The organism is Parabacteroides chinchillae (assembly GCF_900108035.1).
Lineage (GTDB): Bacteria > Bacteroidota > Bacteroidia > Bacteroidales > Tannerellaceae > Parabacteroides > Parabacteroides chinchillae.
Window position 1 is genome coordinate 23,544 of record NZ_FNVS01000012.1, and the last position, 16,114, is coordinate 39,657.

Here is a 16,114-nt window from a genome sequence, read left to right on the forward strand (position 1 = left end):
AAGATGGAATTACCTAACGATCCGATGATGCTTTTCAGCGTTATAAATATGAAACTGCGTGACGACTATTCATCTTTGGATAAACTCTGCGATGACATGGGAATAAACAAAAAATCCCTGATAAATAAATTGCAGAAAGCAGGTTTTGAATATAGTGCCGAATACAACAAATTCTGGTAATTATCTACCGATACTATTAATATTCGGTTCAAGCTCGCCAAAATCAATCATTGCATTGAACAGACGGTAAGATAAATATTCGCCTAAAGTATCTATTGCGATATCTTTAGTAACCAACATCCCCGCACTCAACAAAGAAGCCCTTTTCGTTCCGGGTAATAAGGGCTGAGCAGGAGTAACCCAACGCGCACCATTCCAAAAAGCAATATTACATATTGAGGTATCTGTCACCAAACCATTCTTCACAATGAGGATATCATCATAAGCACCTCTCTTTGCAAACAAATCATTTAGTTGTTCACGGTTCGTGTTTTTATAATGATAATCTATATCATCACAGCAGATCAATCGCAATGAATGAACCGGACGGATATTATACGGGAAATATTCCACTTTACAAATTTCTTCCCCATATTCAACTCGGCATTTCGTCCGTTCACGACACTTTTCCGAATCTATAATACCTGATAAATCCAACTCTGTATGAATGCCAAAAACGGCCTTTCGCGTTTGATTCAAACGTTGGTTATGATAAGGCAAATTATATATCCGCCCCTCTTCAATACGGATTGTTTCAATAAATCGGCACATACACTTTCTGTTTCATTTCATTATATTCATCCGATACATTACTTTGCGAAGTAATTCCTCCTCCACTTTTAAAATAGAAAGCGGATTGCCGTTGTTCAATAAAACGTATCATAACTGCACTATCCAGATTAAATCCATCAAAATATCCCATTATGCCGGTATAGAAACCGCGTTCGTATGTTTCCGCCTCTTCTATTATCTGCACTGTCTTCTTTTTCGGGGCACCTGTAATAGAGCCTGCCGGTAAAAGAGTAAAAAGTATTGTTCCTACCCGCGAACGCCAATCATCCGGCAAAAAACCTTTTACTTCAGAACTTACTTGCAACAGATACCCGCTGTTGGTACGCAACTCATCTATATAACGGAAACGAGGGACAGAAACACCTGTAGCTACCATACTCAAATCATTTCGTATTAAATCAACAATCGTAGCATGCTCTGCTGCCTCCTTGGGATCATTCATAATACGGTTATTCGCATCGGGCAGGGAAGCATCGATCGTCCCTTTCATCGGATAAGAAGAAATTACATTATCGCTAATACGAACAAATATTTCAGGAGAAAATACGACAAAATGCTCTTTCCATAGGAATTTATATTTAGCTATAGAATGATAAAATATCTCTTCCAATGATAAATTCGTTTGAACCTGCGTTTCGGAAGTGAGATTCACCAGATAAGAATTGCCGGCGTGAATGTTACGACTGACAATATCGAAAGATGCAGTATATTCTTCAAAAGAAACCGGAGTTATTTTCCACTCTATCTCCGAAGATAATAATTCATGAGATTCTTTATCCGTATTCGTTAAGCCATTCAAGTCATAAAGAAATTCACCCGGATTAATCAGTTCCGGCTTTTCAACAAATATCCTCTCTTGTTTGTAATCTATACAGAATAAAAAAGGCTCTCCCGACATTCCGAAATGGTTCATCCGGGAAATAGCCTCCTGCTTTGTATATACAATCATAAATAATATTCGTTTATATCAGAAACCGTTCGGTTAATCCTCCAAACGCATCGATACGGCGGTCGCGAAAAAAAGGCCACCAGCGTCTCACATTTTCACTCCGGGACTTGTCTATATCAATAACGCGTACTTCTTCTTTATTATTCGAAAATTCGGCTATCAGTTCACCTTGCGGGCCAGCTACAAAGCTATTGCCCCAAAATTGAATGCCTTTTGTTTGTCCGGAAGGATCCGGCTCATGTCCTGTACGGTTTACTGTAATAACAGGCAAGCCATTCGCAACAGCATGTCCGCGCTGAACAGTTACCCAAGCACCTAGCTGACGCTGCTTCTCTTCATCCGTATCGCTGCTTTCCCAACCGATAGCCGTAGGATAAATAAGCATCTCGGCACCACGCATAGCCATAAGACGAGCGGCTTCGGGATACCATTGATCCCAGCACACCAGTACACCCAGCTTACCTACCGATGTAGAGATCGGCTCGAACCCCATATCGCCAGGTGTAAAATAAAACTTCTCATAATAAGCCGGATCATCAGGGATGTGCATCTTCCGGTATTTACCTGCAATAGAACCATCTTTTTCAAGCACTACAGCTGTATTATGGTAAAGTCCCGGGGCACGTTTCTCAAAAAGAGACAAAACCAGAACAATGCCTAGTTCTTTTGCCAAAGCACCGAATATTTCTGTAGAAGGTCCCGGAATCGTTTCTGCCTGGTCAAACAAATTAGTATCTTCTGTCTGGCAAAAATAAAGACCATTATGTAATTCTTGCAAAACAACCAATTCTGCACCCAGATTTGCAGCTTTACAAATATTCTGTTTTAATTTGTCTATGTTGGCAGTAATATCACTACTGTTTGCTTGTTGAATTAATCCGACTTTCATTTTATCTATATAAATTTATTATATGCTTTAATTATTACTTCTCTTTTGAAAGGGAAATAACAAATCCTTCGGGATACTGCATAGTTACACAATGTAATGATCCGTGTTGCTTAATCAGCGGTAAACAATTAACACCAACGATCTCACGATCAGGGAAAGCCTGTTGTAGCGCAGTTTTCGCCACCTCATCTTTAGGTGAATTATAAAACGGCACAAGTACAGCTCCGTTTATTATCAAAAAATTAGCATACGTAGCAGGCAAACGCTCTCCCTCCCATTCCACCTTATCGGCCATAGGAAGAGGAACCAAGTTATAAGGTTTACCATCTTTCCGGGTGAAAGCCTTCAACTCTTGTTCCATCTCCTGCAATTCTTCGAAATGCTCATCTCCTTCATCGGTGCACTGTACATAAGCTATTGTATCAGGACTACAGAAACGAGCCAACGTATCAACATGACTATCTGTATCATCTCCTGCCAAATAGCCGCTTTCAAGCCAAAGAATACGGTCCAGTCCGAATATTTCTTTCAAATGATATTCTAATTGCTCTTGTCCCAGATACTCATTTCGGTTGACAGAAGACAGACATTCTACCGTTGTTAGTAACGTTCCTTCTCCATCCGATTCTATACTACCGCCTTCCAGTACGATAGGTTGCATATTAACAGGAATAACTTCTTCTGAAAAAGTTTTCGTATGAAACAGTTTTCTCGTTATCAGATTATCATAATTAGCAGCAAACTTCATGCCCCAGCCATTAAAAACAAAATCATATACGGCAGCTTGTGCTCCATCGAAAACAGAGATTCCACCATGATCGCGAGCCCACGTATCGTTTGTCTCCATCTCACGGAATATAACACGGCTATAATCCACATCACCTAACTGTGCGCGAACCATTGCTTCATCCGGACAAACAACCAGCAGCATCTCTCGTTTTATAATCTCTTTAGCAATTGCCACAAAACAAGGAACAACCTCGTCGATTATAGGCGCCCAGTCTGTCCCTTCGTGCGGCCATGTAAGCTGCACCGCACTCTGCGGATGCCATTCGGCCGGTAATATTACTTTCGCTTCCATTCTTTTTATTCGTAAAAATCAACGACAACACGACTCTCACGTATCTTCTTGCAATATGAACTAACCTCTGCATGACGAGGGTTCACTTTATAAGCGGCCAAGACCTGCTCATTCAGTTTCCACATAACAATATGTTTCAGCATAGTATTACAGTATTTTTTGCAAAGGTAATCATTTCCCTATAATACACAGTTACCAACATAATGTATAGAACTAAAACAAATATCCTTTTTTTTAATTTCAAGTAGTACACAAAACAAAAGGGCGGGAATCACTTCCTGCCCTCTTCACTAACGCAATGAATAGTGTAATCAATAAACTTAAGAATTTTTGCAATCACAAGATGAAAAAGCAACCAACATCCAAACAGTTTTTTCCTGTTCTTTCAAATAATCACTCATCAATGCAACAGTAGCCTCGTCTCCTAGTTCAGAAGCAAGAGAAAGTAATTTGCGTTCTTCTGCAATAAACAGGCTATAAGTTTCAAGGATATTTTTCAAAGCTTCATCACCACAAGATACTCCTGATATTTCTTTCACCCTGGAAACTTTCAGATATTCACTGAACTTATTTACAGGAGTTCCGCCAAGCATTAAAATACGTTCTGCCAATTCATCCGCCTTTTCGGCTGCATCGTTATACATATCTTCGAATTTGCTGTGAAGAACAAAAAATCCATGTCCTTTAATATTCCAGTGGAAACCACGAATATTTGTGTAAAACACCTGATAATCTGCCAATAACTGTTGTAAAGCTGATACTACTTTATTTGCTGCTGATTCTTCTAAATGGATAAAATCTAATGTTTTCATACTTATTACTTTTAAATTGTTATACGTTTCGTTTTTCTTGTATTGCAAAGATACGGCACGGATAAGCCATTGTCAAACAGATAATTTTTATATGTTCATAGACACACTTTATAAACAACAGGAAAGTTCTTTTTACCAAAGCAATATAAATTATTACAGATTATTATTACCTTTGTACAATTAGGTTTTAATATTCAATATACGACAAGCACTCTATGAACATACAACAACTTGAATACATCCTAGCTGTCGATTCATTCCGCCATTTTGCCAAAGCAGCTGAACATTGCCGGGTAACCCAGCCCACATTAAGTATGATGATTCAGAAACTGGAAGATGAACTGGGCATTAAACTGTTTGATCGCAATCTACAGCCCGTACGCCCTACTCCGGCAGGACGCAAGGTTATTGAGCAGGCACGAAACGTTTTATATCAGGCTTCACTGATAAAAGACATTGTAAATGAAGAAGAACAGACTTTGAAGGGAACATTTCGTTTAGCCGTATTACCAACAATTGCGCCTTACCTTTTGCCTCGTTTTTTTCAGCAAATATCAGAGAAACATCCGGATATGGATATACGTATCATGGAAATGAAGACTGCTCCTACCATGTCTGCATTACTAAACGGAGAAATAGATGCGGCCATTATCGCCAATCAACCAATAGAATCGCAGCTACAAGGAGATACATTATATTACGAAGAATTTTTTGGTTATGTTGCCAAAAGTGATCCTGTATTTAAAAAAGAATTAATACGTACGGCAGACATCAGCGACGAACATCTCTGGCTTCTGGATGAAGGACATTGCTTCCGTGACCAATTGATGCGCTTCTGTCAGATGGAAAAGGTAAAACTGCGCCAAGCTTCTTACCGGTTAGGAAGTTTGGAAACATTTATGCGGATGGTTGAAAGTGGTAACGGTATTACTTTTATTCCGCAATTAGCAATTTATCAGTTGAGCAATGAACAAAAAGATTTAGTCCGTCCATTTGCTATTCCCAAGCCTACACGTGAAATTGTATGGGTAACACGAAAAGATTTTATCCGTCACACAATTGCCGGGATACTGATCGAAAGTATCAAAAAATCGGTACCTAAAGAGATGCTTACGCTGCAAGCTTTTCAGAAATTGGTATAAAAATGATCTTTAAATGAAAAAAACTATACTTTTTGTTTGTAGTTACCAAAAAATCGTTACTTTTGCTGCATAATTAAAACGAACAGATTTAATGAATCGATTTAGCTTTACATACTTCTTTTATTACTTTTACTTTAGCAGAGTGAAGGCAGGAGTTTGTATGTAGAGTGTTGATGAATATAATTGAATGTATCAATAAACAATATAAAGTCCTGCCGAATACGGTGGGACTTTTTTTGTATATATAATAGTTTGAGCAAAAAGAAATAAGATGAAAAAGAAAGTAGCAATCCAGGGAATAGCCGGTTCATATCATGATATAGCCGCCCGCAGTTATTTCGAAGATGAAGATATTGAGATCGTTCCGTGTAATACATTTCGGGATGTGATCTCGATGATTAAGAAAGATCCGTCTATTCTTGGTATTATGGCTATCGAAAACACAATAGCAGGAAGCCTTTTGCAAAACCATGAGTTGATTCGTGAAAGCGGATTAAACATCATAGGAGAATACAAATTGCGCATCTCTCATTCGCTGGTTGCCCTGCCGGGAACTTCTATCCATGAGATTAAAGAGGTAAACTCCCACCCTATCGCCCTGATGCAATGTACCGACTTTCTTGACACATTACCGCATGCAAAGGTAGTGGAGAAAGAAGATACTGCCATGAGTGCCCGTTGGATTTCGGAGAATCAGCTAAAAGGACACGCAGCTATTTGTGGGAAACTGGCAGCACAAATATACAATATGGAAGTACTTGCTGAAGGAATTGAAACAAACAAACGGAACTTCACCCGCTTCCTTGCCATAGCAGATCGATGGACGGCGGACGAATTACTCCGGGAAACCGACAGGAACAAATCTTCTCTCGTTTTTGCACTTCCTCACACCGCCGGCAGCCTTTCCAAAGTTCTTTCCGTTCTCTCTTTCTACGATATGAATCTTACAAAAATACAATCCTTGCCAATTATCGGACGCGAATGGGAATATCTGTTTTATATCAATCTCACATTTACAGATTTCACCCGCTACAAACAAGCATTGGATGCTATCAGACCGTTGACAAAAGACTTAAAAATATTAGGCGAATATGCAGAAGGAAAACAAAGTGTGTAACATCACACCAGCAGCACGTGTCAACGCCGTGCAGGAATACTACTTTTCAAAAAAACTGAAAGAGGTAGCCGAAATGAATGCCGCAGGCAAGAATGTAATCAATCTCGGTGTAGGCAGCCCGGATCTTCCTCCGTCAGAAAAAACGATCGAAGCGCTGTGCGAACACGCTCACAATGCAAACGAACATGGTTATCAACCTTATGTTGGTATTCCCGAGCTTCGCAAAGGCTTCGCCGGCTGGTACAAAAAATGGTATAATGTAGACCTTGATCCTAAAACAGAAATCCAACCGTTAATAGGTTCAAAGGAAGGTATTCTGCACATCTCGCTTGCCTTCCTGAATCCGGGTGATGGCGTATTGATTCCCAACCCTGGTTATCCGACCTACAGTTCTGTAAGCAAACTGGTAGAAGCTACCCTTATTCCTTATGAACTGAAAGAAGAACTAGGCTGGCAACCGGATTTCGAAGAACTGGAAAAGATGGATTTGTCTAACGTAAAACTGATGTGGACCAACTATCCGAATATGCCAACCGGTGCCAATGCAACAACAGAACTTTATGAAAAACTGGTTGCATTCGGACAGAAACACGGCATTATCATTTGCAACGACAATCCATACAGCTTTATACTGAACGATCACCCGATCAGCATTTTGAGTATACCTGGAGCTAAAGACATATGTATCGAACTTAACTCAATGAGTAAAGCGCACAACATGCCGGGCTGGCGTATGGCAATGCTTGCATCTAACGCACAGTTTGTTAAATGGATTCTGAAAGTAAAAAGCAACATCGACTCCGGACAGTTCAAACCAATGCAATATGCAGCCGTTGAAGCATTGAAAGCCCCGAAAGAATGGTATGACAACATGAACCGTACATACGGCAGCCGTCGGGACTTGGCAGGCCAGATCATGCACACATTAGGTTGTACATTCGATGAAAAACAAGTTGGAATGTTCCTTTGGGGACGCATACCCGACGACGCAGAAAGCAGCGAAGCCATAGCCAACAAAGTATTATACGGGGCAAATGTTTTTCTTACTCCCGGTTTTATTTTCGGTAGCCGCGGCGAACGTTATATCCGGATTTCGCTTTGTTGTAAAAACGAGACATTGGAAGAAGCTCTGAATAGAATCAAGAATTTATAATTGGAATTTGATAATTAATAAAACACATCATAACATGGAAATGAAAATTGAACCTATCTCATTACCCGGATTAGATACTAAACGTCCGATTGTAATAGCCGGCCCTTGCAGTGCAGAAACAGAAGAGCAGGTATTAGAAACAGCAAAAGAACTCGCCTCAAGAGGCGTTAAAATATTCCGTGCCGGAATATGGAAACCGCGTACCAAACCAGGTGGTTTCGAAGGTGTAGGAGCACTAGGTTTACAATGGTTAAAGCGCGTCAAACAAGAAACAGGTATGTATGTTTCTACCGAAGTAGCTACTAAAGATCACGTATTTGAAGCTCTGAAAGCCGGAATCGATATTCTTTGGATTGGCGCACGTACAGCTGTAAATCCGTTTGCCGTACAGGAAATTGCAGATGCATTAAAAGGAGTAGATATTCCCATTCTGATCAAAAACCCGGTTAATCCCGACTTAGAATTATGGATCGGCGCATTCGAACGTCTATACGGCGCAGGTATCCACCGCTTAGGTGCAATTCATCGCGGATTCAGCTCATACGACAAAAAGATATACCGTAATCTTCCTTTATGGCATATTCCTATTGAATTGCGTCGCCGCATGCCGGATTTGCCTATTTTCTGCGATCCTAGTCATATCGGAGGAAAAAGAGAATTGGTTGCTCCTTTATGTCAACAGGCAATGGACCTTAGTTTTGACGGTCTGATTGTTGAATCACATTGTAACCCGGATTGTGCATGGAGCGATGCATCACAACAAGTTACGCCTGACGTTTTAGATTATGTATTAAACCTGTTAGTAATCCGTGACGTCAATCAAACAACGGAAAATCTGGCTGCTTTACGTCGTCAGATAGACGGTATAGACGAACAATTGCTGGAACTATTGGCGAAACGTATGCGTGTGTCGCGCGAAATAGGTATTTATAAGAAGGAGCACAATATGCCGATCTTACAGTCGCCTCGTTACAGTGAGATTCTGGAAAAACGCTCCAATATGGGCGAACAGATGGATTTAAGTCCGGACTTTGTAAAAGAAATATTAAAAGAAATACACGAAGAATCTGTACGCCAACAGATGATTATAATGAACGAACAGAAATGAAAATCCTGATATTAGGTGCCGGAAAGATGGGATCTTTCTTCACCGACCTGCTAAGTTTCGAACATGAAGTAGCCGTACTGGAAAACAATCCTAAACGGATGCGTTTTATTTACAACGCCCTGCGTCTGCAAAAACCGGAAGAGGTTGCCGAATTTAATCCTGAACTAGTAATAAACTGTGTTACATTAAGCTATACGATTGAAGCTTTTAAATCGGTTATGCCTTATTTGCAGCCATATTGTATCATTTCCGATATTGCATCTGTAAAGACGCATCTGAAAGAGTTTTATGAAACATGCGGTTTTCCTTATGTTTCTACCCACCCGATGTTTGGTCCTACTTTTGCTAATTTGGGAAGCCTTGAAAAAGAAAACACCATTGTAATTTCCGAAGGCGATCATTTGGGTAAAATATTCTTCAAAGATATTTATTCCAGCCTTCGTTTGAATATTAGAGAGTACACATTCGAAGAGCACGACAAAGTAGTGGCTTATTCATTAGGCATTCCTTTTGCATCGACAATGGTTTTTGCTGCCATTATGAAGCACCAGGACGCACCGGGTACAACATTCAAACGTCATATGAAAATCGCCCGTGGACTTTTATCAGAAGATGATTATCTTTTGACGGAAATTCTTTTCAACCCGAGAACTCCTCATCAAATCGAACGTATCCAGGAAGAACTTAAAACCCTTCAGGAAATCATAAAAGATAAAGATTCTATAAAGATGAAGGAATATCTGACAAAGATCAGAAAAAATATAGAGTAACGACTTTTAAAATAATCGTCCTGTATTAAGTCCTTTCAAGAGAAATTGAAATTTCATAATTATAATATTATCGGATCATAGTTATGACTTAAAAAAGTCATAACTATGATTTTTTTATGAGTAGTTATCCAACCTAACTGATAAACAAAGACAAGTTATTGTTAAATCATACTTGAAAAACGTATTCAATAAATTCAAAACAGATCATTATTTTTATCCGAATAAAATATTTTGAAAAATATTTCATCTTCCAATAGGGGTATTTTGTTATGAGCATGTCTTACTATCGTAATTTTATTCTTATTGACATGAAATATATCGTATTTTTTGTAACCGACTCTGTATTGTACATCTTATTTGGTTTGTTCTGTCTGTGCAAATGGATATTATTCTTACCTTTGCTATGCTTTCGAAACAACAATAAAGATTTATGTACTTCAAAGATATTATCGGCCAAGAAGAAATAAAACAACGATTAATACAGTCGGCACAAACTGGTGTTGTACCCCATGCACAGTTATTAACCGAACAAGGAGGAGCCGGAGCATTTCCGTTGGCTCTTGCATATGCCCGATATCTGAACTGCACGAACCGTACAGAGACCGATGCTTGTGGAAAATGTCCTTCATGCCTAAAGTTTAATGATTTGGTTCACCCAGACCTTCATTTCGTATTCCCTATTGTTGCCAAAAAAGAAAAGAAAAAGGAAGTTTGCGACGATTATCTTACCGAATGGAGAGGATTCCTGAAAGAATATACCTATTTTAACATGGATAACTGGCTGGATTATATTGAGGCCGGCAACTCACAAGCATTGATTTATTCTAAAGAAAGTGACGAGATTATCCATAAGCTTAATCTAAAAATATACGAAGCGGCATACCGCATATTGTTAGTATGGTTACCGGAAAAACTACACCCTACATGTGCCAACAAACTGCTAAAAATCATTGAAGAACCACCACAGAATACAATAATACTGATGGTTTCCGAAACTCCCGATCAAGTATTAGGTACAATTTTATCCCGTGCACAACGTATCAATGTAAAAGCAATTCAAGCTCAAGATATTGCTCAATCAATGATTTCAAAATTCGGATTATCGGCAGACGATGCTAAGCATATAGCTCATTTATCATGCGGTAGCTTTATCAAAGCCATGGAAGCGATCAGCTTGGGAGAAGAGAATAAATTTTTCCTGGAACAATTCAAAAGCATGATGCGTAATTCATGGGCCCGGAATGTCAAAGATATGAAGAACATGGCAGACGTAATGGCTGGCATAGGAAGAGAAAGACAGAAAAACTTCCTCGCTTACTGTCAGCATCTAATACGTGAAAACTTCATGTACCGTTTTCAAACGCCAGAATTAAATTACATGAACCTCGATGAATCCGGTTTCGCTGTAAAATTCGCACCTTTTGTTAATGAAAGGAATGTAATCGATATAATGAAAGAATTAGACAAAGCAGAAAAGCATATTTCTCAGAATGTAAATGCAAAGATGGTGTTTTTTGATTTAGCATTACGTCTGACTGTATTGATTAAAAGATAAAAAACCTACCTATTCCAACAATACATTCTTTTCTTATAGAATCATCTTCCCTAAAATATTCAGTAGAAGATATTTATTGCCATTCATTACCGAATAGAAATAAAAAAGCTCCGAAACCTTTCCGATTTCAGAGCTTTCTTCGCGGTGCGTACGGGACTCGAACCCGTGACCCCATGCGTGACAGGCATGTATTCTAACCAACTGAACTAACGCACCAATTATTTCTTCAAAACAAATCATTCCGTTGAATGCGGTGCAAAGATAGAGCGATTATTTGATTTTGCAATAGTTTCGGCAGAAAAAATTAGATCACACAGATTATTTTTCTACTTTTGCTTCCCAGTATAACATATTAATATAATCATGAAAAATACTCCTGTAGATTATCAAAAGGCCAGACAAGTTATTGATGGCTATGGACTTCCTGATTTCGGGAAAGCAACTATCCGCGAAGTAGTAGCCATTTCTACCCAATTGGAACAAGAGACAAAAACAGAATTTATTCATATGGAGATGGGGGTTCCCGGACTTAAAGCAGCCCAAGTCGGCGTAGATGCCGAAGTAAATGCTTTACGTAACGGAATAGCATCCATCTACCCCAATATCAACGGGATACCGGAAGTTAAAACAGAAGCTTCACGTTTTATCAAAGCCTTTATTAATATAGATGTGTCACCAGAAGGCTGTGTACCGGTAACAGGCTCCATGCAGGGAACTTACGCTTCATTCCTTGTAAGCGGACAATGCACGCCCGGAAAAGATACAATCCTATTTATCGATCCCGGATTTCCTGTACAAAAACAGCAAATTACGGTTATGGGATATAAGTACGAATCTTTTGATGTTTATGAATACCGCGGAGGAAAGCTACGTGATGTGCTGGAGAAATACCTTTCCAAAGGTAATATTGCAGCCATGATATACTCCAACCCAAATAACCCGGCCTGGTTCTGCCTCACCGAAGATGAATTGAAGATTATCGGCGACATGGCAAACAAGCACGATGTTATTGTTATTGAAGACCTTGCCTATTTTGCGATGGATTTCCGTAAAGATTTAGGTACGCCATTCAAAGCTCCTTATCAGGCAAGTGTTGCACGTTATACAAACAATTACATACTACAAATCTCCGGATCAAAAGCTTTCAGTTATGCCGGACAACGCATTGGTGTAACAGCAATATCTGATAAATTATACCACCGCGCATACCAGGGACTTACACAGCGTTATGGCGGAGGAACATTCGGCACGGTTTATATCCATCGCGTACTTTATGCTCTCTCTTCCGGCACAAGCCACTCGGCACAATATGCCTTGGCTGCCATGTTCAAAGCTGCTTCAGACGGGACATTCGACTTTATATCCGAAGTGAAAGAATACGGAAGGCGTGCAGAACGATTGAAAAAGATATTCACCCAATATGGTTTTCAGATCGTATATAATCATGACTTGGATGAGCCTATTGCCGATGGTTTCTACTTTACCATCTCTTATCCGGGCATGACGGGAGGAGAATTAATGCAGGAACTCATCTACTATGGTGTTAGTGCCATATCTTTGAGTACAACAGGAAGTAACCAGCAAGGCTTGCGTGCCTGCACCTCTTTCATAAAAGATCATCAATATGAATTGCTAGAAAAACGATTAAAAATATTCAGTGAAAACCATCCGCTATAAATGACAAAAGCCCGGTAAAATTTGCGTTTATTAACCATTCTGCCGGGCTTTTTATTTGTTTTTCATCTTTAAAAGCCTTACATTGTCCGTGTTTTTCAATCAATTTATTCCCAATAACTATGGCGGCTTATAAAGATATATTCAAAATAACACATAATAATGTACTGCCGGCACAAGGCAGTATCCTTATTTCAGAACCTTTTCTTCAGGATGCTTACTTCCAACGATCTGTTGTTTTATTAATTGAACATACCAAACAAGGCTCTATGGGATTTGTATTAAATAAAAAGACCGATCTGGTTGTAAATACATTTTTTTCCGAACTTGAAGATTTATCCGAAATACCCATCTATTTAGGAGGACCCGTAAGTCCGAACCGTTTGTTTTTCATTCATTCACTGGGAAACAACATCATTCCTGATGCTGTAAAAATCAACGATCAATTATATTTCGACGGCAATTTTGAAGCACTTAAACGATATATCGTTAACGGACACTCCATAGAAGGAAAAGTAAAATTCTTCCTCGGTTATTCAGGATGGACACAAGGACAACTGGAAAAAGAGATAACGCAAAATTCATGGATTGTAAGCCGCAATGCCAACGACAATGTAATGTTTGCCGAAGGGGAATCTTTCTGGAAAGATTCGCTTAAAGAAATGGGCAGCCGTTACGAAACCTGGATAAACTATCCAAAAGATCCATACCTAAATTAATTATCTGTCAGTTTGGTGGTTATTCGTTGCATAACGTATACATCCGAATAACCCTCTTTTGTTACGATCCAATCTGTAAGAACACTTGTAAGTATAAATCCACAACGTTCAAAAAGAGCTTTGCTAGGACTATTCTTTGCAGGAACATGACTATAAAGTTGGTGTAACCGGAGAAATGAAAATGCATATTCTACCGTCAGATCCAATGCTTCCATAGCAAAGCCTTTCCCCTGATATAACCGGTCAAGCATAATTCCCACCCCAGCACGTCTATGATGAGGTTCAAAATCATACAAATCAATCATTCCGATAGCTGTCCCGTCAGACTTCAACTCTATCATAAAACGCTGCTGTTTCAATTCATATATATTCAAATGGGAATTAGCAATATATTCCTTTAGTATATATCTCGAGAACGGAGACAGCGTATTTCCAACATTCCATTGAGAAGTGTCATTCTCCCAACGGTACAGTAAATCCAGGTCTTCCGGTTCCAACGCACGAAGGCGGATATGTTCATTTTCCAACAGAGCCATCTCATTTACCGGGCGATACAAGCCGGCCGCTTTTTTTAGTATAAATATGATATGTAGCCTTTTTATTCACTATCCTGTCCATAAAAAGAAGCATTTGCTCAAAACGGACGTCGGGATAGCAGAAAACATAATCGGTAAAGCCTTTCATCTGGTTGCGACGACAAATCGCATCCATCGCATGCTCTTCATCCAAATCCCAAAGGTTGACATATTCGAGTTCGGGCATACGCTTGGTACAGGTCTTCTTTATTTCTTCAAAATGTTCTTCATTACATAACACCAGCAAACGGCGGTGCTTACTTTTCTTACCTTTATTTAATCCGAACTTCCGGAAAGGAGCAGACAAGATTGCCTTAAGCCAAACCGCAACATGGATAAGGAAACTCATTACAATGCCGGAATGCGGATAATACTTCTTAAAGAAAATAATCATTGCCCCGTAAAATGCCCGGATATATTTCAGGTCTCCCTGCTTTGTACTTTCGCCTTTATAATGCAAAATACGTTCAGGCATATAAAAGTTAGTATAACCGCCAAGTACCAGGCGATACGAAAGGTCAATGTCTTCTCCATACATGAAGAAAGCCTCATCAAGCAAGCCTACTTTATCCAGAGCCTCATGGCGCAACAGCATAAATGCTCCGGCCAATACTTCAACTTCATGTTGCTTATTCTCGTCCAGATAAGGTAAGCTATAACGTGCAAAACAAGGTGAATTGTAAAAAAGCTTTGACAGCCCGAACATTTTGCAAAACGAAACCCACGGCGTTGGAAACGAGCGTTTACTTTCCGCCAGAAATACACCGTGTCCGTCCAACATTTTCACTCCTATCCCGCCCGATTGCGGATTTTCATCCATAAAATAGCACAATGAACGGATACTTTCTTCACCTATCACCGTATCCGGATTAAGCAGCAATACGTATTCTCCCTTACACCGGGCAATAGCCTGGTTATTGGCCTTTGCAAAACCCGGATTATCGCAGTTCTCAATAAAAACGACTTCAGGAAACAAAGGACGCAGATATTCTACCGAACCATCTGTAGAGTTATTATCTACAACAAACACATCAGCATCCATGCCCGACACTGCAGCCCGTACAGAATAAAGGCATTGCTCCAGGAAGTATTTTACGTTGTAGTTTACTATTATAATAGATATCTTCGTTTCATACATGAGTTACATCAGATTAGCTGTTCATCTTAAATTCCGTACGGTTAACAATAGAACGTCCTAAAGTTATCTCGTCGGCATATTCAATCTCATCCCCAATAGAAACTCCACGGGCAATCATAGACGTTTTTACATCATAAGGAGCCAATTTACGGTAGATAAAGAAATTTGTAGTATCGCCTTCCATCGTCGTACTTAAAGCAAGAATCACTTCTTTCACCTCGCCACGGGCCACGCGCTCTACCAAACTATCAATCTGTAAATCACCGGGGCCGGTTCCGTCCATAGGCGAAATAATTCCACCCAGCACATGATAAACACCACGAAACTGACCGGTATTCTCTATTGCCATTACCTCTTTTATATTCTCAACCACGCAAACCGTTTCATGATCCCGTTGCGGATTGGCGCAAATAGCACATATCTCATCATCGCATATATTATGGCAAACACGGCAATACTTTACATCGCGACGCAAAGCTACCAAAGCCGCTGCAAAGTTTTCGGTATAGCCCACATCACGCCTAAGCATATAAAGAGCCAATCTCAGAGCGGTCTTCCGCCCTACTCCGGGCAACGAAGCCAACTCATTCACTGCACTTTCAAGTAATGCCGACGGGTATCTTTCACTCATTGTCTCTAA

General features: G+C 39.7%; 18 protein-coding genes and 1 tRNA gene. 9 read left to right on the plus strand and 10 right to left on the minus strand.

What is annotated here, in order from left to right; all coding sequences use genetic code 11:
* The first annotated feature begins 3 nt into the window (after positions 1 to 3).
* The gene (locus C4S38_RS10420) at positions 4 to 180 is read left to right on the plus strand and encodes a DUF4250 domain-containing protein (protein ID WP_099463003.1); all 177 of its coding nucleotides are present in this window, start codon (positions 4 to 6) and stop codon (positions 178 to 180) included.
* Here the strand turns inward: C4S38_RS10420 and C4S38_RS10425 are convergent, their stop codons facing one another.
* The 6 genes from C4S38_RS10425 to C4S38_RS10445 all read right to left on the minus strand — a co-directional run bounded on the left by C4S38_RS10425 (position 181) and on the right by C4S38_RS10445 (position 4,523).
* Positions 181 to 771 (minus strand): aminotransferase class IV family protein, encoded by a 591-nt coding sequence (locus C4S38_RS10425; RefSeq protein ID WP_103983700.1) that lies wholly within the window; start codon positions 769 to 771, stop codon positions 181 to 183.
* The gene (locus C4S38_RS10430) at positions 755 to 1,741 is read right to left on the minus strand and encodes an aminodeoxychorismate synthase component I (RefSeq protein ID WP_103983701.1); all 987 of its coding nucleotides are present in this window, start codon (positions 1,739 to 1,741) and stop codon (positions 755 to 757) included. Before C4S38_RS10430 ends, C4S38_RS10425 begins: the two co-directional genes overlap by 17 nt.
* 13 nt (positions 1,742 to 1,754) lie before the next feature.
* Complete coding sequence (locus tag C4S38_RS10435; RefSeq protein WP_103983702.1) at positions 1,755 to 2,630, minus strand: carbon-nitrogen hydrolase; 876 nt, start codon at positions 2,628 to 2,630, stop codon at positions 1,755 to 1,757.
* 34 nt (positions 2,631 to 2,664) lie between these two features.
* Positions 2,665 to 3,711: an agmatine deiminase family protein gene (locus C4S38_RS10440; protein ID WP_103983703.1), complete on the minus strand. Its 1,047-nt coding sequence runs from the start codon at positions 3,709 to 3,711 to the stop codon at positions 2,665 to 2,667.
* Positions 3,712 to 3,716: 5 nt separating this feature from the next.
* Positions 3,717 to 3,854 (minus strand): antibiotic biosynthesis monooxygenase family protein, encoded by a 138-nt coding sequence (locus C4S38_RS15735; RefSeq protein WP_146059477.1) that lies wholly within the window; start codon positions 3,852 to 3,854, stop codon positions 3,717 to 3,719.
* A 177-nt stretch (positions 3,855 to 4,031) separates the two neighbouring features.
* Positions 4,032 to 4,523 (minus strand): Dps family protein, encoded by a 492-nt coding sequence (locus C4S38_RS10445; RefSeq protein ID WP_103983704.1) that lies wholly within the window; start codon positions 4,521 to 4,523, stop codon positions 4,032 to 4,034.
* A gap of 215 nt (positions 4,524 to 4,738) precedes the next feature.
* Between C4S38_RS10445 and C4S38_RS10450 the strand changes: the two genes are divergently transcribed.
* From C4S38_RS10450 to C4S38_RS10475, 6 genes are all read left to right on the plus strand, one after another.
* Positions 4,739 to 5,665 (plus strand): hydrogen peroxide-inducible genes activator, encoded by a 927-nt coding sequence (locus C4S38_RS10450; RefSeq protein WP_103983705.1) that lies wholly within the window; start codon positions 4,739 to 4,741, stop codon positions 5,663 to 5,665.
* Positions 5,666 to 5,936: 271 nt separating this feature from the next.
* Complete coding sequence (locus C4S38_RS10455; protein WP_099463010.1) at positions 5,937 to 6,782, plus strand: prephenate dehydratase; 846 nt, start codon at positions 5,937 to 5,939, stop codon at positions 6,780 to 6,782.
* Positions 6,757 to 7,935: a pyridoxal phosphate-dependent aminotransferase gene (locus C4S38_RS10460; protein WP_103983706.1), complete on the plus strand. Its 1,179-nt coding sequence runs from the start codon at positions 6,757 to 6,759 to the stop codon at positions 7,933 to 7,935. The genes C4S38_RS10455 and C4S38_RS10460 overlap by 26 nt, the downstream gene beginning before the upstream one ends.
* Positions 7,936 to 7,975: 40 nt before the next feature.
* Positions 7,976 to 9,043 carry a bifunctional 3-deoxy-7-phosphoheptulonate synthase/chorismate mutase type II gene (locus C4S38_RS10465; RefSeq protein ID WP_099464025.1) on the plus strand — a complete coding sequence of 356 codons (1,068 nt, stop codon included), beginning with the start codon at positions 7,976 to 7,978 and terminating at the stop codon, positions 9,041 to 9,043.
* On the plus strand, positions 9,040 to 9,813 hold the full coding sequence (locus C4S38_RS10470) for a prephenate dehydrogenase/arogenate dehydrogenase family protein (RefSeq protein ID WP_103983707.1): 774 nt from the start codon (positions 9,040 to 9,042) through the stop codon (positions 9,811 to 9,813). Before C4S38_RS10465 ends, C4S38_RS10470 begins: the two co-directional genes overlap by 4 nt.
* 430 nt (positions 9,814 to 10,243) lie before the next feature.
* Positions 10,244 to 11,368, plus strand: coding sequence for a DNA polymerase III subunit (locus C4S38_RS10475; RefSeq protein WP_103983708.1), 1,125 nt, complete (start codon positions 10,244 to 10,246; stop codon positions 11,366 to 11,368).
* A gap of 142 nt (positions 11,369 to 11,510) precedes the next feature.
* On the opposite strand, the gene C4S38_RS10480 is transcribed toward C4S38_RS10475, so the two are convergent.
* Positions 11,511 to 11,584, minus strand: a tRNA-Asp gene (locus tag C4S38_RS10480).
* Between the two features lie 147 nt (positions 11,585 to 11,731).
* Between C4S38_RS10480 and C4S38_RS10485 the strand changes: the two genes are divergently transcribed.
* Entirely contained in the window at positions 11,732 to 13,045 is a 1,314-nt protein-coding gene (locus tag C4S38_RS10485; protein WP_103983709.1) for a pyridoxal phosphate-dependent aminotransferase, read from the plus strand.
* A gap of 119 nt (positions 13,046 to 13,164) precedes the next feature.
* The gene (locus C4S38_RS10490) at positions 13,165 to 13,761 is read left to right on the plus strand and encodes a YqgE/AlgH family protein (protein WP_099463015.1); all 597 of its coding nucleotides are present in this window, start codon (positions 13,165 to 13,167) and stop codon (positions 13,759 to 13,761) included.
* Here C4S38_RS10490 and C4S38_RS10495 read toward each other — a convergent pair.
* Genes C4S38_RS10495 through recR form a run of 3 tightly spaced genes read right to left on the minus strand, consistent with a single transcriptional unit; the run spans position 13,758 to position 16,105 of the window.
* On the minus strand, positions 13,758 to 14,297 hold the full coding sequence (locus C4S38_RS10495; RefSeq protein ID WP_103983710.1) for a GNAT family N-acetyltransferase: 540 nt from the start codon (positions 14,295 to 14,297) through the stop codon (positions 13,758 to 13,760). The two genes, C4S38_RS10490 and C4S38_RS10495, sit on opposite strands and share 4 nt — an antisense overlap.
* 1 nt (position 14,298) lies before the next feature.
* Positions 14,299 to 15,474: a glycosyltransferase family 2 protein gene (locus C4S38_RS10500; RefSeq protein WP_103983711.1), complete on the minus strand. Its 1,176-nt coding sequence runs from the start codon at positions 15,472 to 15,474 to the stop codon at positions 14,299 to 14,301.
* Positions 15,475 to 15,487: 13 nt separating this feature from the next.
* Positions 15,488 to 16,105: a recombination mediator RecR gene (gene recR / locus C4S38_RS10505; protein WP_103983712.1), complete on the minus strand. Its 618-nt coding sequence runs from the start codon at positions 16,103 to 16,105 to the stop codon at positions 15,488 to 15,490.
* Positions 16,106 to 16,114: the final 9 nt, after the last annotated feature.